20 protein-coding genes are annotated in these 25780 nt (G+C 41.4%); 6 read left to right on the top strand and 14 right to left on the bottom strand.

Annotated elements, in window-relative coordinates:
- Positions 1-17: 17 nt before the first annotated feature.
- The 7 genes from BLR60_RS13755 to BLR60_RS13710 all read right to left on the bottom strand — a co-directional run bounded on the left by BLR60_RS13755 (position 18) and on the right by BLR60_RS13710 (position 10088).
- Positions 18-1097, bottom strand: a complete 1080-nt coding sequence (locus BLR60_RS13755; RefSeq protein WP_090500794.1) for an efflux RND transporter periplasmic adaptor subunit — start codon at positions 1095-1097, stop codon at positions 18-20.
- A 14-nt stretch (positions 1098-1111) separates the two neighbouring features.
- A complete protein-coding gene (locus BLR60_RS13750; RefSeq protein WP_090500792.1) occupies positions 1112-4333 on the bottom strand; it encodes an efflux RND transporter permease subunit in 3222 nt (1073 codons plus the stop codon).
- Positions 4334-4340: 7 nt separating this feature from the next.
- Positions 4341-5732: a TolC family protein gene (locus tag BLR60_RS13745; protein WP_090500789.1), complete on the bottom strand. Its 1392-nt coding sequence runs from the start codon at positions 5730-5732 to the stop codon at positions 4341-4343.
- Positions 5733-6855: 1123 nt separating this feature from the next.
- Positions 6856-7956: a serine hydrolase domain-containing protein gene (locus BLR60_RS13730; RefSeq protein WP_090500989.1), complete on the bottom strand. Its 1101-nt coding sequence runs from the start codon at positions 7954-7956 to the stop codon at positions 6856-6858.
- A 409-nt stretch (positions 7957-8365) separates the two neighbouring features.
- The gene (locus BLR60_RS13720) at positions 8366-9028 is read right to left on the bottom strand and encodes an NAD-dependent epimerase/dehydratase family protein (RefSeq protein ID WP_090500781.1); all 663 of its coding nucleotides are present in this window, start codon (positions 9026-9028) and stop codon (positions 8366-8368) included.
- Between the two features lie 17 nt (positions 9029-9045).
- Positions 9046-9609: a TetR/AcrR family transcriptional regulator gene (locus tag BLR60_RS13715; RefSeq protein ID WP_090500779.1), complete on the bottom strand. Its 564-nt coding sequence runs from the start codon at positions 9607-9609 to the stop codon at positions 9046-9048.
- A gap of 71 nt (positions 9610-9680) precedes the next feature.
- Positions 9681-10088 carry a nuclear transport factor 2 family protein gene (locus tag BLR60_RS13710; protein WP_090500777.1) on the bottom strand — a complete coding sequence of 136 codons (408 nt, stop codon included), beginning with the start codon at positions 10086-10088 and terminating at the stop codon, positions 9681-9683.
- A 530-nt stretch (positions 10089-10618) separates the two neighbouring features.
- Here BLR60_RS13710 and arr point away from each other — a divergent pair.
- The 3 genes from arr to BLR60_RS13695 all read left to right on the top strand — a co-directional run bounded on the left by arr (position 10619) and on the right by BLR60_RS13695 (position 12469).
- A complete protein-coding gene (gene arr / locus BLR60_RS25450) occupies positions 10619-11017 on the top strand; it encodes an NAD(+)--rifampin ADP-ribosyltransferase (RefSeq protein WP_394333571.1) in 399 nt (132 codons plus the stop codon).
- A gap of 179 nt (positions 11018-11196) precedes the next feature.
- Complete coding sequence (locus tag BLR60_RS13700) at positions 11197-11742, top strand: ORF6N domain-containing protein (RefSeq protein WP_090500775.1); 546 nt, start codon at positions 11197-11199, stop codon at positions 11740-11742.
- Between the two features lie 361 nt (positions 11743-12103).
- A complete protein-coding gene (locus tag BLR60_RS13695) occupies positions 12104-12469 on the top strand; it encodes a hypothetical protein (protein WP_090500773.1) in 366 nt (121 codons plus the stop codon).
- 149 nt (positions 12470-12618) lie between these two features.
- Here BLR60_RS13695 and BLR60_RS13690 read toward each other — a convergent pair whose 3' ends face one another.
- Complete coding sequence (locus BLR60_RS13690; RefSeq protein WP_090500771.1) at positions 12619-12843, bottom strand: helix-turn-helix domain-containing protein; 225 nt, start codon at positions 12841-12843, stop codon at positions 12619-12621.
- A gap of 329 nt (positions 12844-13172) precedes the next feature.
- On the opposite strand from BLR60_RS13690, the gene BLR60_RS13685 reads away from it, so the two are divergent.
- Together BLR60_RS13685 and BLR60_RS13680 are read left to right on the top strand one after the other, a co-directional pair.
- The gene (locus tag BLR60_RS13685) at positions 13173-14084 is read left to right on the top strand and encodes a HEPN domain-containing protein (RefSeq protein WP_090500770.1); all 912 of its coding nucleotides are present in this window, start codon (positions 13173-13175) and stop codon (positions 14082-14084) included.
- 5 nt (positions 14085-14089) lie between these two features.
- Positions 14090-14677 (top strand): hypothetical protein, encoded by a 588-nt coding sequence (locus BLR60_RS13680; protein ID WP_090500768.1) that lies wholly within the window; start codon positions 14090-14092, stop codon positions 14675-14677.
- A gap of 173 nt (positions 14678-14850) precedes the next feature.
- Here BLR60_RS13680 and BLR60_RS13675 read toward each other — a convergent pair whose 3' ends face one another.
- The 6 genes from BLR60_RS13675 to BLR60_RS13650 form a co-directional block, all read right to left on the bottom strand.
- Positions 14851-15303, bottom strand: coding sequence for a DoxX family protein (locus BLR60_RS13675; protein ID WP_090500767.1), 453 nt, complete (start codon positions 15301-15303; stop codon positions 14851-14853).
- A gap of 56 nt (positions 15304-15359) precedes the next feature.
- Positions 15360-15926 carry a Crp/Fnr family transcriptional regulator gene (locus tag BLR60_RS13670; RefSeq protein ID WP_090500765.1) on the bottom strand — a complete coding sequence of 189 codons (567 nt, stop codon included), beginning with the start codon at positions 15924-15926 and terminating at the stop codon, positions 15360-15362.
- Between the two features lie 136 nt (positions 15927-16062).
- Positions 16063-17376, bottom strand: a complete 1314-nt coding sequence (locus tag BLR60_RS13665; protein ID WP_090500763.1) for a gluconate:H+ symporter — start codon at positions 17374-17376, stop codon at positions 16063-16065.
- A 7-nt stretch (positions 17377-17383) separates the two neighbouring features.
- Positions 17384-19099 (bottom strand): IlvD/Edd family dehydratase, encoded by a 1716-nt coding sequence (locus BLR60_RS13660; RefSeq protein ID WP_090500761.1) that lies wholly within the window; start codon positions 19097-19099, stop codon positions 17384-17386.
- 127 nt (positions 19100-19226) lie between these two features.
- Positions 19227-20063: a fumarylacetoacetate hydrolase family protein gene (locus BLR60_RS13655; RefSeq protein ID WP_090500759.1), complete on the bottom strand. Its 837-nt coding sequence runs from the start codon at positions 20061-20063 to the stop codon at positions 19227-19229.
- 1091 nt (positions 20064-21154) lie between these two features.
- The gene (locus BLR60_RS13650) at positions 21155-22045 is read right to left on the bottom strand and encodes an AraC family transcriptional regulator (protein ID WP_090500755.1); all 891 of its coding nucleotides are present in this window, start codon (positions 22043-22045) and stop codon (positions 21155-21157) included.
- Between the two features lie 559 nt (positions 22046-22604).
- On the opposite strand from BLR60_RS13650, the gene BLR60_RS13645 reads away from it, so the two are divergent.
- A complete protein-coding gene (locus BLR60_RS13645; RefSeq protein WP_090500753.1) occupies positions 22605-25775 on the top strand; it encodes a SusC/RagA family TonB-linked outer membrane protein in 3171 nt (1056 codons plus the stop codon).
- The last annotated feature ends 5 nt before the right edge of the window (positions 25776-25780 follow it).

Here is a 25780-nt window from a genome sequence, read left to right as displayed (position 1 = left end):
CTCCGCCTGGCAAAGTATTAAAGCGCTTGACCGCTTTTGATCTCATCGTTCGCAGGCGAGACAATCTCTGCCCCTGCTTTGATTGCACCGAAAATCTCGGTCATGTCCGTTCCCTTCATCCCTTCCTTGATGTCAACGAGCAGGGCTTTACCGTTTTCCACCTCCACTACATATTTCCGCTCTGTAGACCGGACAATAGCCGAATTTGGCACAAGAAGCGAGGTGGCACCGGATTTAAGCGGAATTTCAACCTCTGCATACATTCCGGCCTTTAAACGGTTGTCTTTATTGTCCACGTCAACCTCCACAACTTCCTGGCGCATATTGCCAAGGGAATTTGCAGATCGGCTGATCTTTGCCTGGTGCTGTTCTCCCGGCAGTGCATTGAAGCGGAACTTGACCATCTGGCTTAGGTCCACCTTGTCCACATAATCTTCTGGAATGGATACCTCAAGCCTCATGTGGGTCAGGTCCTGCAATACCAGCATGGGCAGATCTGAAGATTTCCCTGCTGATACCAGTGCTCCCGGCGAAACATTTCTGTCCACGATCACCCCATCAAAAGGCGCATATACTTTTAAGTAATCCTGCATGGTGCGTACAGAAGCAACGTTTGACCGTTCGGCCTCGGCAATGGCCTTATCGCCTCTCATCCTGGAAAGCGCATTGTCAAGTTCTAAAGGCGATACCGAACCTTCCTCCTTTGCGGCTTCTTTTAACCGCCTGTATTTCTCACTGCTTGCTGATGCAGTCTCACGTGCCTGCAGGTAGCGGGAATTTGCAGATTGTAATTGCGATTCGAGTTCTGGCGCTTCCAGGGTCATAAGCAGCTGGCCTTTGGTCACCTTCGACCCTAAGTCGACCAATATGGCCTTCACAAACCCGTTGGCTTTCGGAAAAATGTTTACCTGATTGAAAGGCTTGAGCATTCCCGGAATACGGGTATAACTGGAAAGGGCCTGCTCTTCAACCTTGGCGGTTTCATATTTGGCTTCCTTGCCGTTTTTTGCGGGACTGATGTCCACGGGCTCCTGGTTTCCGCTGCAAGCTGCCAGGGTACTAATCAAAATTATAATTGGAATGAATCTGGTTTTCATGTTGTTTATCTTATTTAAATTCTTGTTTTTCTAGGCATTAGGTTGGGTTCTTTCAGACTGCTTTTCTTCTGTACCCAGGCGAAAACCTGCGGAAGAATGAAGAGCGCTGCAAGGGTAGAAAAGAATAGCCCCCCGATAACGGCCCTTCCGAGCGGTGCGGTCTGTTCCCCGGATTCGCCCAGCCCTGAGGCCATTGGGATCATCCCCGCGATCATCGCAAAACTGGTCATCAGGATCGGTCTTAAACGGATCCCCGCACTCACCACTGCCGCCCGGGTAGAATCCTTGTATTCCAGCCTGAGTTTTTCGGCGTTTGTCACGATCAATATCGCATTTGCCACTGATACCCCGGTGGACATGATCATTCCCATATAACTCTGCAGGTTAAGCGTAGAACCTGTAAGCAATAATGCGGTAAGCGACCCAAGAATTACAGCCGGAACGGTCGAAAGCACCGTCAGCGAAAGCTTAAAAGATTGGTAATTGGCTGCAAGCAGAAGGAATATCACCAATATCGCAAAGGCAAGTCCACCCTGGAGTGAAGATAGTGTCTCGGTCAATAGGCTCGACATACCTTTCACTTCCGCTGTCAGTCCCTTTGGAGGAGTACCTACCGACTTTAATGCCTTTTCTACATCAGCCGTCGCCGTTCCAAGGTCCTTTTTATTAATGTTGGCACTCACGGTCAGAAAGCGTCTGGGTCCTGAGCGGTCATATTCTCCGGGATGATAACTGGTATTGAATGTTGCAATATCGCCAAGTACCGGACTGCTCTGCCCTTTGACCAAAGGAATTTCCTTGAGCTCATCCATCGTATTCATTACATATTCGGGAACCTGCACCTGTACCTGATAGGTATAGGCAGTTTTTTCATCAAGCCACTGGTTCTTTTCAGTAAAACGGCTAGAAGAGGTACTTGCGGTAACAGACCTAGCGATATCCACGACGTTTAGCCCAAACTGCGCTGCTTTTAGCCTGTCAAGGGTAATGGATACCACGGGGATATGCAGGGGCTGAGCAATCTGGATATCACGGAGGTAATCTATTTCTTTAAGTTTTGCTAACACCTTATTAGAGTAGGATTCGATCTGGTCCATATCTTTTCCCGCCACCCTGATCTCGATCGGCGTGGCAGCACCTTGGCTCATGATCTTCTCGGTCATGTCTATCGGCTCAAAAGTAATGCGCAGATCAGGAAGTTTATATGCTATATTCTTTCTCAGGGCATCTTTGAGCTCATCCATATTCACCTTGTAATCTTCATCGAGGTTCACCTGCAGCACGGCTTCATGGGTTCCGGTATTGAATATATACAAGTTACTGGTTCCGTAACTGCTTGGGATAAGCCCCACATATCCCGAACTGACCGCCACATGGTTATCCACCGTTTGATTGATAATGGAGAGTACCTGCTTAAACTTCTCTTCGGTACGTTCTAACCTGGTACCATCAGGCGCTTTGATGCGGATCTGGAACTGCCCGTTATTGAGCTTTGGCATCATATCCTTTCCAATAAAAACAAAGCCCAGTCCAGCAAGGACAATAACCAAAAATAAATAAATTCCGACAATGCCTTTTTTCATCGGCATCCACCGCTGGATGATCGCCATAAATCTCACCTTTACCCGTTCAAAGAAATCGTTTTTCTCCGGCTCGTCCTTTTCGTTTTCCAGGTGCTTTTCAACCTGTTCTGCCTCCCGCGAGCCAAGTGCCTCCCCAGCATGGGCATGGATCTTGGCATGATCATAGTGCTGGTAACGTTCTTCCTTGATCATCCAGTTGGATAGAATTGGGACCAATGTCTGGGCTACGATGAAAGAGACAATCATGGTAAAGCCAATTGAAAGGGATAGCGGCAGGAACATCGCCTTTGGTATCCCATTCATCATAAAGGATGGCGCAAAAACGGCAAGGATACACAGCAGGATAAGGAGCAGCGGGAAAGCAATTTCCTCACAGGCATCGTAGATGGCCTCACGTTTGGGCTTGCCCATTTCCAGGTGCTGATGGATATTTTCTATCGTCACTGTTGCCTGATCGACCAGGATCCCGATCGCAAGCGCAAGACCGCTGAGGGTCATAATATTGATTGTCTGACCGAACATGCCAAGTAAAAGCACGCCAATTAAAATCGATACCGGGATGGTGATTACTACGATCAGGCTGCTGCGCAGGTCACGCAGGAACAGCAATACCATGAGGCCGGTCAGAAGTGCACCCAGACCACCTTCAGTGATCAGGCTTTTCACCGAGTTGATAACCGCTACAGACTGGTCAAATTCATATGAGATGTGGACATCGTCCGGCAAGAGGCTCTGCATTTCCGGGATTTTGGCCTTTAAGGATTTAACCACCGACCAGGTCGATGCGTCTGCGGTTTTTACTACAGGTATATAAACCGACCGTTTTCCGTTGATCAGTGCATAGTCCACTGTAACATCTGCTGCATCGGCAACTCTTGCCACATCCCTGACCAATATCGAAATGCCGTTTTTTGTGGCTATGGGGATGTTGTTGAATTCATCCACGGTCTTAACCAGCGAGTTCATTGAGGTCACCATCATGGTATTATCCAACCTTAGGTTTCCCGAAGGCGACATCACATTGAACTTGGATAAAGCTCCTACCACCTCGTCAGGGGTCAGGTTGTAGCTCCTGAGCTTGCTTGGATCTACGCTGATGGTGATGGAGCGTGAATTGGCCCCGAACGGCGGTGGTGCCGAAAGTCCGGCAACCGAGGAAAACATGGGCCGGATACGCGTTGCCGCCATATCATAGATTTCCTTCAGGCTCCTGGATTTGGCTGAGAGCACAAGCTGGCCTACGGGAAGTGAGGAGGCATCAAAGCGGACTACTTGCGGAGGTAGTGCTCCGGGTGGAAAGAACTTCATAGCCCGGTTGACCTGAAGGGCGACCTGGGCTGAGGCTTCGGCCATATTTGTACTTTCATAAAAACTCAGCTTGAGCATCGTCAAACCCTGAATGTTCTTGGCGGTAATATTCTTGACACCATTAACATAAAGGAATTGATCCTGCAGACGGGTAGAGAAAAAACCCTCCATCTGTTGGGGGGACATGCCCCCGTAGGATTCGATAACATATATAGTTGGAGAATTAAGCTGGGGAAAAATATCTATTGGGATCTTCAGCGCACTGAGCACTGCAAAGAGCAGTAAACTCGCTATGATCACTACTGTTGTAATCGGCTTTTTCAGGGCCGAGGTAACCATTGACATATCTTTATTATTTTAATGCGTTTAACAGGGAATCTACTTGATTGGTGGCAATAGCCTTTTGAAAAAGCGCCCGGATATACAGGTACTTAGCATTCACAAAATCAGTTTCTGCGCGGTAAAGTATGGTCAGGGCTGCATTGAGCTCAATGATATCGGTCAGTCCGTTCTTGTAAAGAGAAAGCTTTTGGCGATATCCTGCAGCCGCTGCCTTTAACTGATTGGGTATTTCATCCAGTCTTTTATGAGCGGTACCGATCTCTAAGTTTGCCTGAAGGGCGGCATTTGATAACATTAGCCGCTCCTGCTCCAGTTCCTTTAAGTAAAAATTACTGCTGGCCTTTTGGGTCCTGAGCTTCAACTGGCGCCTACGCAGGTCAAACAGGTTATAGCTGATACCCACGCCCACGAGGTAATTTTCACGTTGCCACTCCAGTCCACTAGAGAGACTGTTGAAGTTGTCATTGGCATCAATGCTCGAGCCCCTTGACCAGGCCGCAGCTTGAAGGCTCACCTTCGGATTATAGGCTTTTCTAACCAGGTTTTCCTTCTGTATACTGCTGAGGTAATTACTTTTGTAAAAATCAAGCAGCGGATGGTTTGAACTGTCGGTCAGGTTTACAGATAGGTTTACTTCAAGCGATTTTAGCCGGTCGAGGATCGTACTGTCGGCGACAATTCTTTGTGGGCTTAGCCCGCTGATTGCTGCAATATCGAGCTGAACCTGTTTATAGGTATTGTCCATTTCGATATAGTTCAGCCTTGATTTGGAAAGTTCAGCACCTGCGATGCTGGTATCCACGCCTGGACGGACACCGCTTCTGGCAAGGGAAAGAATCGAACGGTTAATCTGCTCATTGCGCCTGATGTTCTGCTGCTGAATAGATAACATATCCTGAAGCTTCAAAAGGCTAAGGTAATCATCAATGGCAATAGCTTTGGTCTGGTAGCGGCGCTGGACAAACCTGGAATGCTCAGCGAGGAGTTCTGACTTGGCTACCGCATTCTGGGCCTTATAGGCACCAAAGTTATAAACTTCCCAATCTAGGGAAACAATGCCAAGATTAATAAGTGCAGCTTTGGTAGTGCTTTCGGTCCTAACACCCCTGGAATTGGAAGGAACGATACCAAAGGCCATATAGGGCCCTGCAACATTATTGTTGGAGCCCAGATCTGCCTGATAGTTAAGTTTCAGGTTAGGAAGGGCATTCGCCGCGGTCTCTCTTAACTGAGCAGCACGTATGTCAACTGCTGCTGAATCAGCGGCCAGTGAGGGTGAAAAAGCGGTCACGTGATCGATCAGATCGACGATCCCGATGGGTTTTGGGGAAGTTTGGGCATGGCTTTCCAGCCCCATATATAAAAGTGGGAACAAACAGAAAATCTGTTTAATACGGATCATGTCTTTAAATTAAAATTTAAGGAAAAAGATTTGACGGATTTAGTGACAGGAAACCAGGTAATTAACCGTCCGTCGTCACCTCATCATATGAAGGACTTGTCAATAAAAAAATGGAGATAAATCTCAGATCCGAAAGACCTGGTTGGAAATATAAATTGGGACTGATCCGGCAATCCTGTATCTGATTTCAAGAAAATACCTGTTAAGGTTTGTGGCTAAAAGCCCAAGTCCAAAAAGCAAAATGATCCTGATAATAATAGCCTCCAGAACGGGAAGCACGGTTTTTTTCCGTTCATCAAGAATGCACTTAAACTGTCTGGTAATTTTTGAATCCTTTCCAAACGGAGAAAAGCCGCTGTTGCACTGCCCAGCTGATTTTATTCCGCGGGAGGACTCCAAAAGCGAAAGGTTGGATAAAAAAAAGATGTTGCCCAAAGATATAATCAGGTACAGTAAAACAACTCCGATTATAGAGCAATTGGGCATCTGCTTAATTTTCACATCCTTCAATTTTAACAACCTAAATATATTGGTGCTAAATTCCGGATAAATATAAAAAAGCAAGAGAATAAAATGTAACAAAACCGTTGTTAATCAGAAATAGGGTACTTCCTAACTATTCCAATGGCAGCTTTCTAGAGATTCGACAAAATTATCCCTTAGGGGGCTACTTTTCTAATATGATACCCTGCCCTCATAGCACTGGTCAACCTTGCTTTTTGCCTTAGAAAAAGGTATTTCAAAAATAGAATTACCATTTAAAATTGATCTATTTTTTTTGAAATTCACATAAAACAAGTATATTTAGACATAGCATTTGCAGCTATTTTCTATTAAATAAAAGGTGCGTCATTCGGGGAGTTCGAATTTCAAAACCACTCTAAAATGTTGCAAACGATGATTTTTGCATTAGGTGCAAATCCCAGCGAGATCACAAAAGCCTCACAGAAATGTGAGGCTTTTGTGTTTTTATCATTGCTGTGGTTCGAAAAGAAGGGTAGGCGGGGCTCGATTCTGGAAGGCTCGGGCCAGGCGTCCGGGCCTAAAGCGCCTGAGCCAATGCCGGCCTAAAATTTAGCTAAATCAACGATCCGGGGCTCCCTTTAAGAAGCTTACATTCTCTTTAATTATACAATATTGCTCTTACTTTTTGCAAAAATGAATTTATTTTGGCTTCTGAACGGTTTTGTAAGATGATGATCGTTTTATCATTGTCCAAATGCCTTTCTATATACGTGGAATATCCTGGCCAGCCACCAGAATGATACACGATTTTGCCATACTTTTTCGAATTCCCTACAAACCACCCAAATCCATAATGAGTTTCTTTTCCATCCTTTGTTTTTACAGCATTAAATATCAGTTCTTTATCTTTTGAAGATATGAACTGATCGCCATAAAGTGCGCTGTCCCATTTTAATAGATCCGCCGTGGTAGAATTTACTGTCCCGTCGCCCACAATTCCATCCAGATAATAAGTATAAAATTTTTTTCCAAAACTATCGGGTAGCACTTGGCGACCTAAACTATCTGTAACATAGCCAAGCGCATAATTCTTTATTTCCTTTGGTTCAAACCTGCTCCTGTAGATAAACGTATTTTTCATTTTTAATGGTTGAAAAATGTTTTCACTTAAAAATTTTCCAAAGGTCGTCTTTGATACTCTTTCTATTATCAAAGCTAATAAAGTGTAACCTGTATCGCTGTACTCGTATTTTTCGCCTGGTTGAAAAATAACTTTTGGTCTGTATTTAGCGAAGATATTTACAATATCCTGATTGGTAGCAATTTTTGTTTTGTCCCATTTTTCTTCAAAAATCTCCATATAGTCAGGAAGCCCGCCAGTATGATTAAGTAAGTTTCTGATGCTGATATTTCCGTAGAAACCCAATTCGGGGACATATTTGGAAATTTTATCATCATAGTTAAGTTTTCCGCGTTTTTCCAATAAAACAATTCCCATGGCCGTAAATTGTTTGGAAACAGATGCCAGCTCAAATATGGTTTGGTTATTGATTTTTTGCCCGGTTTTCTCGTTAGCAAAGCCATAACTCTTTTCAAATAGGATTTTCCCTTTATCTGCAATCAGCACATTTCCATTGAACATTTTCTGCTCAAAAAGAGTGTTGAATAAGCTGTCAAGCTGCTTATATCGTACGGATTGACCAAATGTGAGATTGGATAACAACAGCCCAATGGTGATCAGTAAAAATGTTCTTCTCATAGCATCTTCTTTAAAATTGCCCATAACGGGGCAGTTATTGCTGAATGGCGGGATTTGACGTTTTTTAGTTTAGTAAATATACAAATTTTGATAAAAAGCACTTCTCATCAAATAGTGGGCATGATAACTTTGTTTCATACCCGCGCAGGCGGGAACCACAAAGTGCTGAGCGAAGCTAATCTAATGCACTTTGCAATAGCATTAGGATTCCCAATTAAATTGGGAATGACGAGGTCCCAAAATATTTTTTTTAGTAAGCCAGCGTAAATCTTTTTAATACAGCCTATTTTAATTTTATGCCTTTTTGGTTCAAAAAGAAGGGGAGGCCTGGCCTCAATTCTGGAAGGTTCAGACAATGCATATCAACTTATTTTTCGGTACCTGCAAACAACTTTGATCACCGCAAATTTTAGTCATCCATCTCAACCTGCTTCGCGACTAATTTCAAATCTTTTATTTCTAAAATATTTTTGTCGTATCCAACTATCAATATTCGAATTAATGCAGTTAAGATTTCTTCATAGGTTAAGGTTTTATTTGGAAAAACAAAAGGGTAGATTAACCTCAGTCCCTTATAAATCAACCTGACGTTTTTTTGTGCTTTCAACGGCATAATAAAACCTGGCCTGAAGCTGTAAACGGCTTTAAAACTCAGCTCATTTAATGCATTTTCTGTTTTGCCTTTTATTCTCGCCCACATTATTTTTCCATTTTCCGAACTATCTGCATAAACTCCAGATAAGTAGAAGAAAACCATATCTGGATTAAGACGCGCAAGTTCCTTTGCAAACACGATTGTGGTATAAAAAGTGATGTGGTTGTATTGCTGTTCACCCATACCAAAAGAACTTATTCCTGCACAGTAAAAACAGCCATCGTAGCCAGTCAGTAGAGTGCTATGTGCACTTAGATTTGTAAAATCTTTTACAATCAGTTCAGCAAGTTTAGGGTGCTTTAATGGAGAAGCCCTTCTATTTACCATCAATACCGCGGTAATATTTGGATTCTCGAGAGTGGCCATCAAAACGCCTTCGCCAATCATTCCTGTGGCGCCTGTTACTATTATTTTCATTTCTATTACCTTGCTTATCAGCGTTCAATCATTTTCCAAAATAGCAGGAATGTATCTGCAATGATGTTTTGTTGTTCTTTTTTGGTGAATTTATTTGAAGACAAGTATTGGTTTACACCAAATACCTGGTTACTGATCAAAGCATATAATAATTTCACATCCATATCAACCACTTGTTGCTCCTCAATAGCCTCAGCCAAAAGTTGTAATACAGGGGCTGTCTGCGCCGAAATTTCATCAGCACCAATTCTTTTCAGATAGGGCGAATTGGAGAACTGCGCAAGAAATGAAAATTCGTTTGGATTACGAAGCGACCATTTCAGCGATTCTTCATAGTAAGTTTTGATGACTTCCTCTGTTGATTTAACTTCTGCCAGTGCAACACTTATACTTTCTGCCGCCTGCCCTTTTAATTTTAAATAAAGTGAAATGATGAGCTCATCTTTAGTCGGGAAAAAATAAAACAAAGTCCCGGTGGCGATGCCTGCCTCTTTTGCAATTTTACTTGTTGGTGTATCATTAAATCCTTGTGATACAAATAATTCCAATGCGGTTTGGAGTAGTTTTTCTCTTTTATCCATGCTAAGGTAATTTTTGGAAAGCAATCGGAGCGTATCATATACCCGATCACATTCCTGGTGTTACTGACTAATTAATTTACATCATCCATCGGGCCACAGAATAATTCATTGACCATAATGGTATCCAAATATTCGTAAAGCCCGCTGATTAAGCCTTCCTTAAACGTTAAAAGCAACATCACATCGTTTTCGTAAATACGGCCATCCTTTCGCTTTCCACGGATATGAACATGAAGCGCTGCCCGCTCTTCGTCTGCCGTAATAGATTGGAGTGTCATTTTCATTCCCTCAGGGAATCGTTCTGCTACGATGCTCCATAACTTCGCCTGATTTTCCATTGATTGTAAACCTCCGAATGGCCACGATCCCTCACCACTTAGCCAATAAACACACTGAGGCGTTTTTAAATTATTCATTTCATCGAAGTTTGCAGCAACCATTGCATTGAAATATTTTTCTGCTATTTCCTTTGTTATCATATTTTATTTTAGTGACTGTTTAGTCAGTCAATACAAATGTACAATAATTTATTTGCCGACAAAATCTCTATATGGTTTACTAATAAAACCGAAAGCGATTTCCCTGTGATTATGCCCTACAAAACAGGAGTGGGCATCGTAATCGGGTTTTTTACGTTATTTTTATGAAAAAAATTTTAAAAATGGAGTTCAATCCCAATAATCCGGTCATCAAATTGTTAATGAAAGGCATGCACCTGAATGAAACAGGCCATGTGGATGAAGCTGCTGAAACGTTTCTTCAGGCCTGGAATGAAGCAGCAGACGATTTTGAAAAGTCTATTTCAGCCTGGTACATCGCGAGGCAGCAAACAGCTATTCCTGATAAAATTAAATGGTATGAAACTGCATTGGGACATGCTCTTGAGTCTGATAATGAATCAACAAAAGGTTCGTTTATAACGAACTTATATTCGGCCATTGCTGAAAATTATAAACTCCTCGGCGATATAGAAAAGGCAGAAAGGTATGATGGTTTAGCTTTAGCCTCCATAAGCCAACCCATTGATAAAGGACCTTTTTATCATGGAACAAGAGCCGATTTACAAGTTGGTGATTTGTTGACCGCAGGCCGCACTTCCAACTATCAGTCAGAACTGGTGATGAATCACATTTACTTTACGGCATTGGTTAACGGCGCCGGACTTGCTGCTGCGCTGGCTCGTGGCGAAGGTGCTGAACGGGTTTACATCGTTGAACCCACAGGCAGTTTTGAGGATGATCCGAATGTGACCAACAAAAAGTTTCCCGGTAATTTAACGCGTTCTTACCGTACCCAGGCGCCCCTGAAAATTACTGGTGAGGTAACAGATTGGTTAAAACAAACACCTGAACAAATACAGCAATGGCGGGAGAAGTTAGCCAATAATAAAGGAGAAATTATCAATTGATGACCCGGGCACTCGAGCATCAGACTACCTAGCATTGAAAGAAGATTTTGGATATCAGGGTGAGCAAAGATATGATCTTGTTGAAAAATAAATTAGCAATTATTTGATATTAGACATAAATTTAAGTTAGTCATCCACAAGAATATTGAGTTTATTATTTACCATAAAAATCAAAAGATATGAGTGGAGAAACTAATGGATTGTTAGTCCCTGATGAGATCGTAATGAATAAAATCTATCATATCAGAGGTATGAAAGTGATGATTGACAGCGATCTTGCTGAACTATATGAGGTACAAACCCGTAATCTTAATAAAGCGGTCAGCAGAAACCTAAAGCGCTTCCCAGATGAAGACTTTATGTTTCAATTAACCGATGAAGAATTTAAAAACTTGATGTTCCAAAATGGAACATCAAGTTGGGGCGGAACACGAAAAGCCCCCAAAGTATTTACCGAACAAGGTGTAGCTATGCTTTCAGGCATACTTAATAGCGACAGGGCGATAGCGGTTAACATTCAGATCATGCGCATATTCACCCGTATCCGTCATATGTTTATGGATAACATGGAAATCCGTTTGGAGATTGAAAAGATCAAGAACAAGCTCGACAATCAGGATAAAAATATGGAAATCGTATTTCGTTATCTTGATGTACTCCTTGAAAAACAGGAGCACCCTAATCCTCCCAGAAAACGGATTGGATATAAACCCGATGATCTTTAAGTATTTACGTTAAGTTTTAAGGTCCAAAATTGGTTCTAAAATGCCAATTTTATGTATAAGATTTTAAGAGATCATTTGAAATATCCTTTCTCTAACAACATCTGTATGGTTCTCCAGTTCTTCGTTTACGAAATTTGAATTAGCTTTGCTCAACTTTGAAATCTATTTTATTAGTCATATAAGTGCTGATATTAAAAATATGACTCTTTTATTTATATTATAGACTACGGAGAGAGGGGAAGTAAAGAAATCTATATTTTTTTGTTTAAAGTAGACGGTACCATGCATCATGATTAATACTCTATTATCATTCAAAAGAATTTCTTACATTTCGACTTTAAGTAATCTAAAATTAACCTGTATGAAACGAACCATCTCAACAATCTCCTTAGGCATAATTGGAATTATAATGCTAGCATCCTTTAATATATCAAAAACATCAGAGTATGACATTGCAGATTTATATCAATCTACCGACTTAAATGCTAATACAAAAGCCCTCACCGAAGACGGCGTGAAAGAAGTGAGTGTATTGTTAACTCCTATCAAATTAGATGTTGGAAAATATGTGGTCTCTCTAACAAAAAAAGGCAAAGACCTTTATAAAATTGATGGTAAAAACATCTACATAGAAACAAAGTACTGTTATGAATATGCTACAGGCGAAGAAGTTGTTTTGAAAATAGAGTCTACTTATGGTTACTCAAAGGGCAAAGTAATTTTTTGATAAAGTGATGTTCAATACCTGTCCTAAGAGTTTCGCAGGGTTCTATGGCTTAGTAAATAGAAAAGAGTCCATGACTCGATTTTATTTGAGTTTATAAGTTCTCTATATCCGTAGAGACGCTATGCTTAACTCTACGAACAGAGGGGGATTTACTCTGGAAAGAATTCCCTTATTGAACAGCCCAAAATTTCTGCAATCTTTTTTAGGTGATTGATGTTATATTTATCATCAGTCTTAGAACGTTCGACATTACCCACAAACTTAGGATTTAGATCCATGGCTACCGACAGTACAGCTTGCGTTAATCCAGCTTGAATTCTTTTCTCCTTGACTTTATCAATAACATATTGTTCTATTTCGGTAAGTTGCGCCATTTGATGGCTAAGTAAGCAATAAATAAAAAATATTTGCCGTGCTATAGCGTGGTAATTGTTTTTTGTTTATATTAGTGTCGAAATAATAATAGTAATTATAAGAGTCTTGCGGTTACAAAATCTGAAGCCGTCAACGCAAGACAGCAGAAAAATACCATATCTATGGCTGGATGTGCTATATTTGTATATCCGCATAGATGTGGGATCTGCTGTAAATCCATGTTGACGTAAGGCTTCAGAAACTTTTATGTAACCATGGTTGGCAGATCCCACATTTATGATTCTGTTAATCCTAAGACTCATTTAAAAGAAATTTAAATGAGATCAATATGGAACCAAAATTATCAGCAGAAGCCGAACAGGCTGTCCATTTCAGGGCGTTTATCCAGCGGCTTGCCCAAAAGTTCGAACCGTTACAGATCTTCAGCTTTTTGCAGAATAGTTATACGCATCATTCACAAGGCTGTTTTACCGATAATCAAAATCATTTTAAATGTGATTATTGCCTGTTGGTAATTACCGAAACGGCAACCCGAATAGATTACGAAATGCAGGATTTTGCCAACACCTATTATCAGCATGGAACGATAACCCTAATCGGTCATAGCAGGCAATCGGTTGTGGAAGCGGTACAGCAAAACAGCCGCTTTTTTATCAGCGTGCTTACCTATGGAAAACTGCTCTATAGTAAGGATGGATTGTTAGACCACGATCCAATAGCTGCATTTATTCCCACAAAAGGTGCAATCAAGGCACTCAAACATTACGAACACCGTATACCGCTGGCTGATGGATTTCTGATGTGCGCATCCGAATGCCTGGAGAAGGAACAGTTTGGGATTTGTGCCTTTATGCTTCATCAGGCTGTAGAACAAACTTGCATCTGCCTATTGAGGGTTCATATTGCTTACCGTTCGGAGTTCCATAACCTTTACCGCCTGCTCCGTTTGTGTACCTGCTTTTCTGAAAAGCCTTTTCAACTTTTCCTGTCTACTCCCGAAGATGAAAAGCTATTTGATATCATGGCTAAAAGTTATTCCGGCTCACGCTATAAAGATGATTTTAGAGTTTCCAGGCACGATGCGGAATCTCTTTATCAACGGGTTGCTTCTTTTATTTTGCTGGCCAATACGATGTGCAACGAAAAAATAGCACTGCTGGCTAAATCGGCATCAGATGATGCAGCCTTAAAAAACACCGATCAGGTACAGATCGAAAAAATATTACAGATCAATAGGTAAAGGCGATGAAGAAGCAAACAAAAAATACCTCAGCTAATAGGATCGTTTATCTTAACCATGATGAAACAGTGGATCCGATAAAAGTGGTACACGAGTTTTTCAGTCACGCATGGCTGCCCAATCATTTGAAGATGCTAAAACGCTGGCGAAACGATGTTGCGTTTGAATCTGAAGAACCAAAAAGGTGTAGCCCAGCCTTCCTTGTTTACAATTACGAACTAACCATAAAGCTGATCGAAGCCGCGTGGCTCTTAAAAGGCCGAAAGCTTGGCCGGCTTGACTTCGATCACAAACAGGAAAGGGAACCCGCAAAATGCTACATCAAAACGGAAAAGAAGAAGCTACGGAACTATCCTCAAAACCTTAGCATTCGCGAGATCGTAAAGCCTTCATCTGTACTAAAGAAAATGTTCAGCATCTATCAACCGGATGGGTACAAAAAAATCCTGCACACCTGGCTTCATGATGCGCTTAACACCTCCTTCATGGAAGAAAGACTTTCTAAATTTGAAGTCATTACCGTTTACGAGCAATTGGTTAAACTGTTCGAGGCTACGTGGCTGATCAGGGAGCGGGTAAAGGATGGTGATTAAAATTGTACATTATATAGTTCAAAATATCAACATGTTATGCGTGTTGGTTCGATGCGGAAAAGACCAGGAACTGCGTTCGGGCGAAGAAAGACTAAGCCAATCCCAGCGGAATTATATAAAAATAAGCGACTTAAAAGTTGTTTAATAAAGACCAAGCATTGCCAGTACGTGGCTCAATGTTTTATAGTGGAAAAATAAGTCCATAAAATAAATACGATTTGTAACGGTATCCTAAACCAAAGATAGCCTATTCCACTGCCATCGAATGTTGCTTTCTGATAATCGATATGCTTTATAGAGGCATAGATATTGAAGGGCAGTAACAATAATAAAAAAACAATAATCAACCAACCAGCTGGTATCCGATAGGCTGGAAAGAAAAGTGCCATAGCAAACAAGATTTCTATAACTCCTGTCAGATAAATAAGAGCAGCTTTAAAAGGTATAAAATCAGGTATCATTAAAGTCATCCCTTTATTGAATGCGAAATGACCAACTGCTGTAAAAATCAGCATTGCTGATAAGGAAATTCTTCCTGATAAAGCGAAGTTGTAATTTCCAAAAGCAACTTTATTAATAATAATTGATATAATAAATACGATAAGAAGAACAAGTAATGGTTTCATTTTCTTTTTTTTCTACAAAGATGCAAGCAGAACAAAAACGAAACAATGAACCCAGGTTAAGAAATACGCTTTCGTATCCTGCTCAATGCCTGTGGAGTAATTCCGATGTAAGAACAAATATATTTTAATGGTATATATTGGATTAGGTTCGGACGCTCTTCGAACAATTTCATATATCGCTGTTCTGCAGTATCACGTAGCAACGATAATTCCCGTTTAAATTTTAATAAAAATAATCGCTCGCTGAAAAATCTACCAATTACATTGCCCATGCTCGTGGTGTTATAAATGGTCTGCAAATCATCATAGGTAATGCGCCATAGTGTTGTATTTGTTAGCGCTTCAATTGCATATAGAGAACCTGTTCTCGTTAGAAAGGAATCATATCCACTTGTAAACTCGCCTTCAAAACTGAAACCAAAGGTCAAATCATTATCAATTCCTGGGATGTAAAAACGAATCATGCCCCGGTCAATAAACGAAAGATAATTTTCTTGTTGCCCTTCTTTTAAGATTAGACTACCTTTCGAAAATTCCTGTTTTGTTAATTTGGCATAAAAGGATTGCCAGTCCTGATCACTCAATGGATAAATTTCTTCAAGTTGTTTTTTAATATGTTCCATACAGACAAAAAATGGTTATTCATGCAATCCTCAACGGCTGGTTACAAAAACAACCTGATAAAGGCCTAAGCTATAAAATTACAATCATATCCAAAATAACTCAATCATAATGTATACACCCCTCAATCCCCAAATTTCACTTTACCTGATCCAAAATCAATATCCCAATAAGTCCGATAACGGAAACCAGTGTTTCCATCAGCGACCAGGATAAAAATGTTTGTTTGATGGATAATCCCAAATATTCTTTGAAGAGCCAAAAAGAAGAGTCATTTACGTGAGAACAAAACAGGCTTCCTGATCCAACGGCGAGTACCATTAAATTGGGGTCGGCACCATGAGGCCCAATAAGCGGAAAAACGATACCAGCAGCGGTGAGGCCAGCTACGGTAGCCGAACCCAGGCAAAGCCTCAACACCGCGGTGATTAACCAGGCCAGTAACAAAGGCGGTAGCGTTAACCCTTGCAAAATGGCTGCAAGGCTGTTGCTTACACCAGTTTCTACAAAAACCTGTTTCAAAATCCCTGCGCTACCGATGATGAAGAGGATCATGGCGATATCTTTTGCTGCGTCAACATAAATAACCATAATGTCGGTTAGCTTTTTACCTAACCTCGTCCCGAGGGTGTAGGTGGCAATACAAATGGTTAATATCATGGCCATGGTTGGATCACCAATAAACCTGGCAAAATTTACAATAGCCACGTGGCCGCTACATAGTCTGCTGATCAGGGTGGTGCCTAAAATGATCAGTACCGGTAACAACGCGGAGATTATACTATTGGCAATCCCAGGCAATTCATGATCGGGCAAGTCATTGGCCTGTAGCGTAACCGTTGGCTTAGATTGCATTTTGATCAATGCTTTTGCGAAAATAGGTCCTGCAATAACGATAGCCGGTACAGCCACGATTAAACCATAAATAAAGGTCTTCACCAGATCTGCATGAAACTGGGTTACCAAAGCCATGGGCGATGGATGTGGTGGTAAAAAACCATGCATCACAGATAGCGAAGCCAGCATAGGCAAACCTACATATACGAGTGGTAACCTGTAGTTATAGGCTACCGAAAAAATAATGGGTATGAGCAATACAAAGCCAACATTGTAAAATAAGGGGATGCCTACTATAAAACCGGTTAACGACATGGCCCAGGTGATGTATCTATAACCGAATGTGTTTTTTAATACCGAGGCTATTTTTTGCGCGGCACCACTAAAAGCAACGAGTTTGCCGAGCATAGCGCCCAAAACAATGATGATGGCCAGCGATCCTAAGGTGTCTCCCAATCCTTTATTAACTGTTTGCGGAATATGCGTGGCGGGCATACCTAACAATAAAGCGGCCGTTACCGATACGATTAAAAATGCCAGGAAAGTATTCACCTTTGCCCAGGCAATTAATAGTACCAGCATCACGATACAGCCCAAAAGAATTAGTACGTCCATGTTGCTGTTAATGGGAATCTCTGGTTACGGTAGAACCTGATCCGCCTACTAAAAAGTCTAAATCAGCACCTTTATCTGCCTGCTGCACATGCTTGATGTATAAGTTTGCATAGCCACGTGTGGCAAGGAGAGGAGGCTGTACCCAATTGCTCCGCCTGATGGCCAATTCGTCATCACTTACTTCCAGGTGGATCCGTTTGTTGGCTACATCCAGTTCTATGATATCACCATTTTCTACCAAGGCTAAATTGCCACCAATGGCCGACTCTGGCGATACGTGCAGTACAACTGTGCCATAAGCGGTACCACTCATCCTACCGTCTGAGATCCTGACCATATCGGTGATGCCCTTGTCGAGCAGCTTTTTGGGTAGGGTCATGTTGCCTACCTCGGGCATACCAGGATAGCCAACCGGACCAACGGTTTGCAAAACCATTACACAGGTTTCGTCGATATCCAGATCAGGGTCGTCTACTCTTGCATGGTAATCTTCAATATCTTTAAACACGACGGCCCGGCCCCGGTGTTGCATTAATGCTGGCGTTGCTGCAGATGGCTTGATTACGGCTCCGTTGATGGCAAGGTTACCTTTCAATACGGTGATTCCGGCTTCGGGAATAATAGGCTGCTCAAATTCATAAATCACTTCTTTATTGTAGTTGATGCCTCCATTACCAATATTTTCTGCGTGCGTTTTACCACTTACGGTTAGGGTATCCATTTTTAACACCGATTGCATTTGTTTTAAAACAGCAGGTATACCCCCGGCATAGTAAAAATCCTCCATCAAAAATTTTCCTGATGGCATCAGATTCACGAGAAGCGGCATTTTGCTGCCAATATCATCAAAATCGTCTAAATTGAGTGCTACCCCCATACGCCCGGCAATAGCGGTGAGGTGGATAATAAAGTTGGAGGAACCGCCCACGGCTGCATTTACCTTAATGGCATTTTCAAAAGCATCGCGGGTGAGTATTTTAGACATTTTCAAATCCTCTTTAACCATTTCAACTATTCTCCTTCCCGATAGCTGGGCAAGCCGCTTGCGCCGGGAATCAACTGCAGGGATTGATGCACCACCGGTAAGGCTCATGCCCAGCGCTTCTACCATGCAGGCCATAGTCGAGGCCGTCCCCATCGTCATGCAATGGCCCGGACTACGCGACATGCAACTTTCTACTTCTGCATATTCATCATAAGTAATTTCGCCTCTTTTTAAGTCTTCTGTCAGTTTCCATACACTGGTTCCGGAGCCAATGTCCTGGCCATGGTATTTTCCGTTTAACATGGGGCCGCCAGGCACTACAATGGTTGGCAGATCTACACTGGCTGCGCCCATTAGGGTAGAAGGGGTGGTTTTATCGCAGCCCGTAAGCAATACTACACCATCAATAGGGTTGCCTCTTATTGATTCCTCAGCATCCATACTGGCCAGGTTGCGGAACAACATCGCGGTGGGTTTTAAGAGCGTTTCACCTAACGACATGATGGGGAATTCCAACGGAAAGCCACCAGCCTCCAATACCCCGCGACGAACACTTTCGGCAATATCGCGCAGGTGGGCATTACAGGGCGTCAGTTCAGACCAGGTGTTACAGATGCCTATAACCGGCCTGCCGTCGAACATATCTTCGGGCATGCCCTGGTTTTTCATCCAGCTGCGGTAGATGAGGCCCATTTTATCTTTTTTTCCAAACCAGGTTGAACTTCTATATGGTGTCATATCCAGAATATACTAGTGGTATTATTTTTAATTCTTTATTTAGTTTTTTGGCTAGCGGACGGATTAATCCAATGGTCTCGCTCGCGCTGGGAGGGGTGAGGAGCCTAACATTTGTTTGTCCATATTATCAGGCAACTACATTGATCAGGGAGCCAATCTCCGAAATGGTGATTTTTACCGTATCTCCGCTTTGTAGCGTAAAATCATCTGCAGGGATGATTCCGGTACCGGTCATTAAATAAGTTCCATGCGGGAAATCCAGTTCACGAAACAGGTAATCTACCAATTCGGTGTGCTTGCGTTTCATCTGATTAATGGATATTTCCTCTTTAAAGATAACAGTATCATCTCTGGATATTTCGATACCGATATGGGCGTCCGGATCTATCGGTTTTTCTGCCACCAAGAGGCAAGGACCTAAAGCGGTAGCGCCATTGTATGATTTTGCCTGTGGTAGGTAAAGCGGGTTTTCGCCCTCAATAGCTCTTGATGATACATCATTACCTATCGTATATCCTTCTATACTGCCTGCTGAGCAAATAAACAAGGTCAGTTCGGGTTCAGGTACATTCCATTTAGAATCCGCCCTGATGCGGATCTTTTCTCCGGGGCCGACTGTGCGGTAAGCTGGTGATTTAAAAAAAAGTTCGGGCCGGTCTGCATCATATACCCGGGCATAAAAATCGCCACCTTTCGCATCTTTCGATTCTTCTATCCTGGCTTCCCGGCTCCGGAAATAAGTTACACCCGATGCCCATACTTCCTGGCTACCGATGGGGGTTAAAATAGCAGAATGGGTAAGCGCTTGTAAATCTTCGTTAGGTTGGAGATTTTGCAACTCGTTATTCACTACATTAAATAGGTTACTCCTGTTAACAAATGTATCCCAGTTTTTTTCTTCGCTTAAAAAATATTGATTATTGTGGTTGATAATAATCCCGCTTAAGGTATTATAGATTCTCATAATAATGATTTGGTTAAGTTTTTGGATAGAAAATTAGATTAAACTTGATTTACGTATCCAGGCGGTAAACGCTAAAGCAAATAAGTGCTTTTAAAGCATATTTACGGCATAATGTTAATATAATACAATAAAATGCGGCGATAGTGAAATTAGGGGTTTGTATGGTTTAATTGGTTAGAGATTAGCCATAATTAAAACTAATTTTTGGCCGTTAATTCGCCTTAAACTAAACGATTTGCAGTTACGTTAACAGTTAAATTGCTTTTAAAATTGGTGAAAAAATTAATTAGCCACGGAAACACATAAGTCACGGAGGAAATTAAAATTTTCCGTGCTTCCGTGGCAAACATAATGTTTAGGCATGCGCTCGTTTTTAACGAGTGCGGAAGTAGTTAACGATTTTATCATTTTGTGTTTAAAACACATTATTATTCAACGCTCGTTTGGAAACGAGCGTGAGCTTAAGCTGTCGTCTTTCCCGCTTAGGCTTATCTTGTTGGCACATCTTTCGAGGTTAAGTTTTTAGGCGTTTTGCCAGCTTCCTCAAATAACACATTGTTTTAACCGAAGAACACCGTCAATCCCAAGGGCCGGAAAAATCAAAAAAACAGGTGCAGAATGAGGCAAATGGCATTGCCAAACCTAAAACGCAGTGGTTTTGTGTTCATCAATGATCATCTAAAGTTTTAAAGAAGTATTGAACACAAAACGAGTGCCGCTGTTTTTTTGATGTGTATAGGATGGTGTAAATGGCCCATTGATGGATCCGATAGCTATCGGATGATAGAGCGCTTTGGGTACTTTGGCGCTCCAAAATGCGTAGCATTCTTGAGCACAAATGAAAAACAACTGCCTCTGCGAAAAACTACCATGCCGCCGCGGCATAGAGCGGAAAAAAATAAACATTTATCTCCAAACTATAGTTTCAAGATCAAAGTTTGTTATTGCAGGAAAGATGCTGAAATAAATTCAGCATGACGATTGCCCAGGTATGTTTGCTAAAACAAATACTAATTAATTTAGATGTGTAACACAATGAGCGCAGACGGCAATATTAAATCGCTTAAATGAATATTAAAATCTAACTGAGGCTACTCAGCAAATTTCTTCTCTTCCGTTTTAATATAATTTGACCGGTAATCCATTGGATTTTTTTTGGTAAGTGCTTTAAACTGATGGTAAAAGTGAGAGATATTGTTGTAACCACAGGCATAACCCACCTCAGTCATGTTAAATTCTTCTTCCACCAATAATCTGCAGGCATTTCCAATTCTTACTTCCATTAAAAACTGGATATATGTTTTTTTGGTTTTGGATTTAAAGTATCGGCAAAAAGAGTGTTTTCCCATGTTAATTAGTGCCGCTACATCTTCTAATGCTACCTTTTGGTGGTAATTATTAAAAGTATATTCAAAAATGGTATTAATGCGGCTTTGGTCGATGCTGTTTACTTCCAGGTTAAAACCATTGGATGATATGATTTCATATTCTTTCGTAGCCGCTATGATTTCTAAAGCAGACAATAAACTGATCAATTTACGGGCAGGCGATTCGTTAAGCATTTCCTCTGCTATTTTGCCAACTTTTCGTTTGGTTACGCCGCTTAAACGCAAACCCAGTTTGCTGGTGTTTAGCAGTTTAACAATCGGACTAATTTCAGGAAGACTCAAAAATGTATCGCCCCAGATATTGTTTTGAAAAAGAACCACGATGGTTTCTCCAATTTTATCGGTATCCTTTTCCAGATATTCCTGTTCGCACCGGAAAGTATGCGGCAGGTTTGATCCAAATAAAAATACATCACCATTTTTAAAAGGACCAACGTAATCGCCGATGAGGCAGGTGCCGTAGGTTCTTTTAACCACTAACAGTTCGCACTCGGGATGATAATGCCAGGCGCTTAATATCGCATGTCCGATATCTTTATGGATATTAAAAGAATGCTCCGGGTTTGGAGTAGTCTTTTTTAATGTAGCCTTCATGTTTATAATTGGTTATCTATAACATGAAATTAAAAATTATGTGCAATATAAAGCACATCTAAAAGCTATTATTAGTTGGTTATATTAACAACGCCAGGTCCTATTATTTGGGCATCAGATTGGTTTTATATCAAAATAATCTCGTAAGCAATTGATAAACAGATAGATTTATGATGTTTTATCAGGCGGCAACCAATACCGAAAAGAAGTATCTATGTTAATATGTTACAATTTTTTGCGGTAATACTGAAATTGCTTTTCATTAAAGTTCTCTTTATTTGCTTCAGTAACAGAACTGTTTCACAACCAAATATAAAAGAATGTAATGCTTATACGCTTACTACTATTTCTTCAAACAAGATATTTTCCTAATCATATTAGCCTCAAATTATCTAAACAGCGATTATTAACTAACCAATATTTTATATGAGATAGATTTACTTAAAGTCCCAACCTCGGCCCCTTGCTCATACTGCTTGTGTTCTGCACTGATGATATAATGTTTTCGGCGATAGATAAGCTGCTTATTAAAAAACCAATTCTAACCAAACTATAAATTATGAAAAAAAAATTACTTCCACTGGTATTTGTCTATACCGTGTTAACGTTATTCCTGCTTTTCGAGCCCATAATGGCATCAGCTGGTGGGTTAAGCACCGCGGTTTTTAGTAAAACGGTAACAGACAAAACGTTAAACGTTGCTTATATCGGAATTACAGGTAAAGTTACCGATGAAAATGGCGTTGGTTTACCCGGTGTTAGCGTTGCTGAAAAGGGAACGCGGAATGCTGTTGTGACCAATTCATCGGGCGGTTATACTATAAATGTGGTCAATAACAATGCCGTATTGGTGTTCACATCTGTGGGTTATAAGCCAGTAGAAATAACGGTAAATGCAAAAACCGTTGTTAATGTTTCAATGGTGGCGGTTACCAATGCTTTAAATGAGGTGATTGTAACTGCCCTCGGTATCAAGCGGGAAGCGAAAAGCTTAGGTTATGCCGCTCAGAAAGCCGATGTACAGGCCTTACAAACCAACCGCACCACTAACCTGGCCAATGCGCTTGAAGGCCAGGTGGCCGGATTGGACGTATCGCCACCCGCTGCCGGGCCAGGCGGAAGCACCAAGATCCGTTTGCGTGGCCAATCGTCTTTCACTGCAGATAATTCGCCGCTCATTGTAATCAATGGTTTGCCCATGTCGCAGGGTGCAAGCAGCAGTAATGGTTACACACAAAATGTAGATCAGGGCGATAATTTACAAGGGATCAATCAGGATGATATCGAATCGATGACTGTGCTCAAAGGATCTACTGCTGCAGCCTTGTATGGTTCGCGTGCGGTTAACGGCGCGATTATTATCACCACAAAATCGGGATCCACAAATACCGGAATAGGGATTGAGTTTAATTCTAACTTTACCATAAACCAGGCACTGGATTTTACAGATTTTCAATACGAATACGGGCAAGGGGAGAATAACATTCGTCCTTCATCACAAGGCACGGCGCAAAGTTCTGGTGCCTGGAGTTTTGGTGTGCCATTTGATAATGTACCAACCTATCAGTTCGACGGCGTTCAGCGTCCGTATGCGCCTGTTAAAGACCGGATAAAAACTTTTTTTAGACTTGCACCATCATGGAGTAATACCGTGGCCATTTCTGGTGGTAATGATAAAGGAAGTTTCCGCGTATCGCTTGCTAATCAGGATGCTCAGGGTATCGTGCCAAACAACGATTTTCACAAGAAGATTTTTAACGTGGGTATTAATTATAAACTTACTGAAAAATTATCTGCACAGTTTTATGTGAACTACGATCACCAGTTTAATAACAATCCGCCACTTGTAGGTGTACAGGGCAATTCAATTCCAACATCAATTTACAGGTTGGCCAACTCCATCTCTTTCGATGTACTGAAGGCCGGCGCCATAGATGCCAATGGAAATGAAACCCCTACGTCGAGGTTTGCTACCATTACCAACCCATACTGGATCCTGGCCAACCAATTTCAAAGACAAACCAAAGATCATTTGTTGGGTACTGCTGTGGTGCGTTACCAGTTTTTCGATTGGTTGTATTTGCAGGGCAGGGCCAATATGGATCTTTTGCAAACAACCTATGAATCTAACACGCCAACGGGTACGCTGGCTGTATCTGCAGCACCAACAGGGCTATACAACGGTAGTTACGGGATAAGTACATCAAACACACGCCAAAATAATTTTGACTTCCTGCTGGGTGGAGGGCATAAGTGGAAAGATTTTTCATTTAATGCAACGGTAGGTGGTAATAACTTTCCTTTAATTACGTCGACATTTAACGAGGCAGTAACCAACTTTTACATCAGAGATCTATATACAATTGGAAATGGTGTGACGGCAAATTCGAGTTATAACCTCACTAAACAAACCGTAAATTCATTGTATGGTACTGCAGAATTTTCCTACAAAGATTTATTATACCTGAATGTTACCGGCCGTACAGACTGGTATTCTGTACTCGCCAGAGATATAGATCATTATTTTTACCCTTCCATTAGCGGAAGTTTCGTTTTTTCAGAGTTACTTCCAAAAACAACATGGTTAAATTTTGGAAAGTTGAGAGTTGCTATTGCAGAAACGGGAAGCGCCCAGGGCGTTGGTGCCTACAATGCATTAACATTTTTGCTTGCTCAGAATTCATTCAACGGGCTTCCCTTAGGCAGTATAAACGGAACAGCTTCGCCAAATACCCAAATTAAGCCTTTTGGTGTAAATGAAAAAGAAATTGGTATCGAGTTACGCATGTTCAACAACAGGGTAAACCTGGACGTAGCTGCTTACGATAAAAAAACGACTAATCAAGCCGTTCCGATAAGCCTGTCTGCAGCAACCGGATATGCCACAACGCTTGTTAATTTAGGTGGTTTGGCCAATAAAGGATTAGAATTTAACCTGGAATTAATACCTATCCAAAACAAAAACTTTACCTGGAAAACGGCTTTTAACTCTGCTTTCAACTCTTCAAAAGTATTATCATTAGCGAACAACCAATCGCAATTGGTAGTAGGAAGTCCTGAGTTTTTTGGGTCTATTGTTCACATGGTAGGCTTACCCCTTAACCAAATTGTAGGTTCAACTTACAAGCGTGATGCTTCCGGAAACATTGTATTATCGGGAGGCAAACCCGTAGCAAGTGATAAACCAGTTAATTTTGGTAGTGGCCTTCCTACAGCAACAGGAGGGTGGTTGAATACATTGAATTACAAAGGCTTTACCTTTATTGCCCATATTGATTATAAAGCAGGTGGTAAAGTGCTCTCGAGCACAAGTTTAAACTTGTTAAGAGAAGGTTTATCAAAAGAATCATTACCTGGACGTGAAGGTGGCGTTATTTTTCCTGGCGTAAATGCTACTGACGGATTACCAAACACCACCGCTGTAAACGCAGAAGATTTTTACGCAAATTATCGTTCAACAAATATCCTGGATCCCTTTATTTACAGCTCGAGCTTTGTGAAGTTAAGAAACCTTTCGTTGGGATACGACTTGTCTAAATTTATCAATAAAAAATATGTGAAAAGCTTAGTACTATCTGCCGTATGTCGTAATGTATTAATCATCAAGAAATATACGCCAAATATTGATCCCGAAGCAATAGCCTCAAGCGGCGATAACCTAACCGGCTACGAGCAGGCATCGCTACCCACAACACGTACATACGGATTTAACTTAAACATCAAATTCTAACGCTA

This window comes from Pedobacter terrae (genome assembly GCF_900100705.1).
In the GTDB taxonomy this organism is placed as follows: Bacteria; Bacteroidota; Bacteroidia; order Sphingobacteriales; family Sphingobacteriaceae; genus Pedobacter; species Pedobacter terrae.
This window is presented reverse-complemented; position numbering and strand designations above follow the sequence as displayed.

What these genes read in the sequence shown, in the direction of transcription:
- BLR60_RS13755 (WP_090500794.1), bottom strand. Translation starts at nt 1,097, where the DNA reads ATGAAAACCAGATTCATTCCAATTATAATTTTGATTAGTACCCTGGCA.
- BLR60_RS13750 (WP_090500792.1), bottom strand. Translation starts at nt 4,333, where the DNA reads ATGTCAATGGTTACCTCGGCCCTGAAAAAGCCGATTACAACAGTAGTG.
- BLR60_RS13745 (WP_090500789.1), bottom strand. Translation starts at nt 5,732, where the DNA reads ATGATCCGTATTAAACAGATTTTCTGTTTGTTCCCACTTTTATATATG.
- BLR60_RS13730 (WP_090500989.1), bottom strand. Translation starts at nt 7,956, where the DNA reads ATGAGAAGAACATTTTTACTGATCACCATTGGGCTGTTGTTATCCAAT.
- BLR60_RS13720 (WP_090500781.1), bottom strand. Translation starts at nt 9,028, where the DNA reads ATGAAAATAATAGTAACAGGCGCCACAGGAATGATTGGCGAAGGCGTT.
- BLR60_RS13715 (WP_090500779.1), bottom strand. Translation starts at nt 9,609, where the DNA reads ATGGATAAAAGAGAAAAACTACTCCAAACCGCATTGGAATTATTTGTA.
- BLR60_RS13710 (WP_090500777.1), bottom strand. Translation starts at nt 10,088, where the DNA reads ATGATAACAAAGGAAATAGCAGAAAAATATTTCAATGCAATGGTTGCT.
- BLR60_RS13700 (WP_090500775.1), top strand. Translation starts at nt 11,197, where the DNA reads ATGAGTGGAGAAACTAATGGATTGTTAGTCCCTGATGAGATCGTAATG.
- BLR60_RS13695 (WP_090500773.1), top strand. Translation starts at nt 12,104, where the DNA reads ATGAAACGAACCATCTCAACAATCTCCTTAGGCATAATTGGAATTATA.
- BLR60_RS13690 (WP_090500771.1), bottom strand. Translation starts at nt 12,843, where the DNA reads ATGGCGCAACTTACCGAAATAGAACAATATGTTATTGATAAAGTCAAG.
- BLR60_RS13685 (WP_090500770.1), top strand. Translation starts at nt 13,173, where the DNA reads ATGGAACCAAAATTATCAGCAGAAGCCGAACAGGCTGTCCATTTCAGG.
- BLR60_RS13680 (WP_090500768.1), top strand. Translation starts at nt 14,090, where the DNA reads ATGAAGAAGCAAACAAAAAATACCTCAGCTAATAGGATCGTTTATCTT.
- BLR60_RS13675 (WP_090500767.1), bottom strand. Translation starts at nt 15,303, where the DNA reads ATGAAACCATTACTTGTTCTTCTTATCGTATTTATTATATCAATTATT.
- BLR60_RS13670 (WP_090500765.1), bottom strand. Translation starts at nt 15,926, where the DNA reads ATGGAACATATTAAAAAACAACTTGAAGAAATTTATCCATTGAGTGAT.
- BLR60_RS13665 (WP_090500763.1), bottom strand. Translation starts at nt 17,376, where the DNA reads ATGGACGTACTAATTCTTTTGGGCTGTATCGTGATGCTGGTACTATTA.
- BLR60_RS13660 (WP_090500761.1), bottom strand. Translation starts at nt 19,099, where the DNA reads ATGACACCATATAGAAGTTCAACCTGGTTTGGAAAAAAAGATAAAATG.
- BLR60_RS13655 (WP_090500759.1), bottom strand. Translation starts at nt 20,063, where the DNA reads ATGAGAATCTATAATACCTTAAGCGGGATTATTATCAACCACAATAAT.
- BLR60_RS13650 (WP_090500755.1), bottom strand. Translation starts at nt 22,045, where the DNA reads ATGAAGGCTACATTAAAAAAGACTACTCCAAACCCGGAGCATTCTTTT.
- BLR60_RS13645 (WP_090500753.1), top strand. Translation starts at nt 22,605, where the DNA reads ATGAAAAAAAAATTACTTCCACTGGTATTTGTCTATACCGTGTTAACG.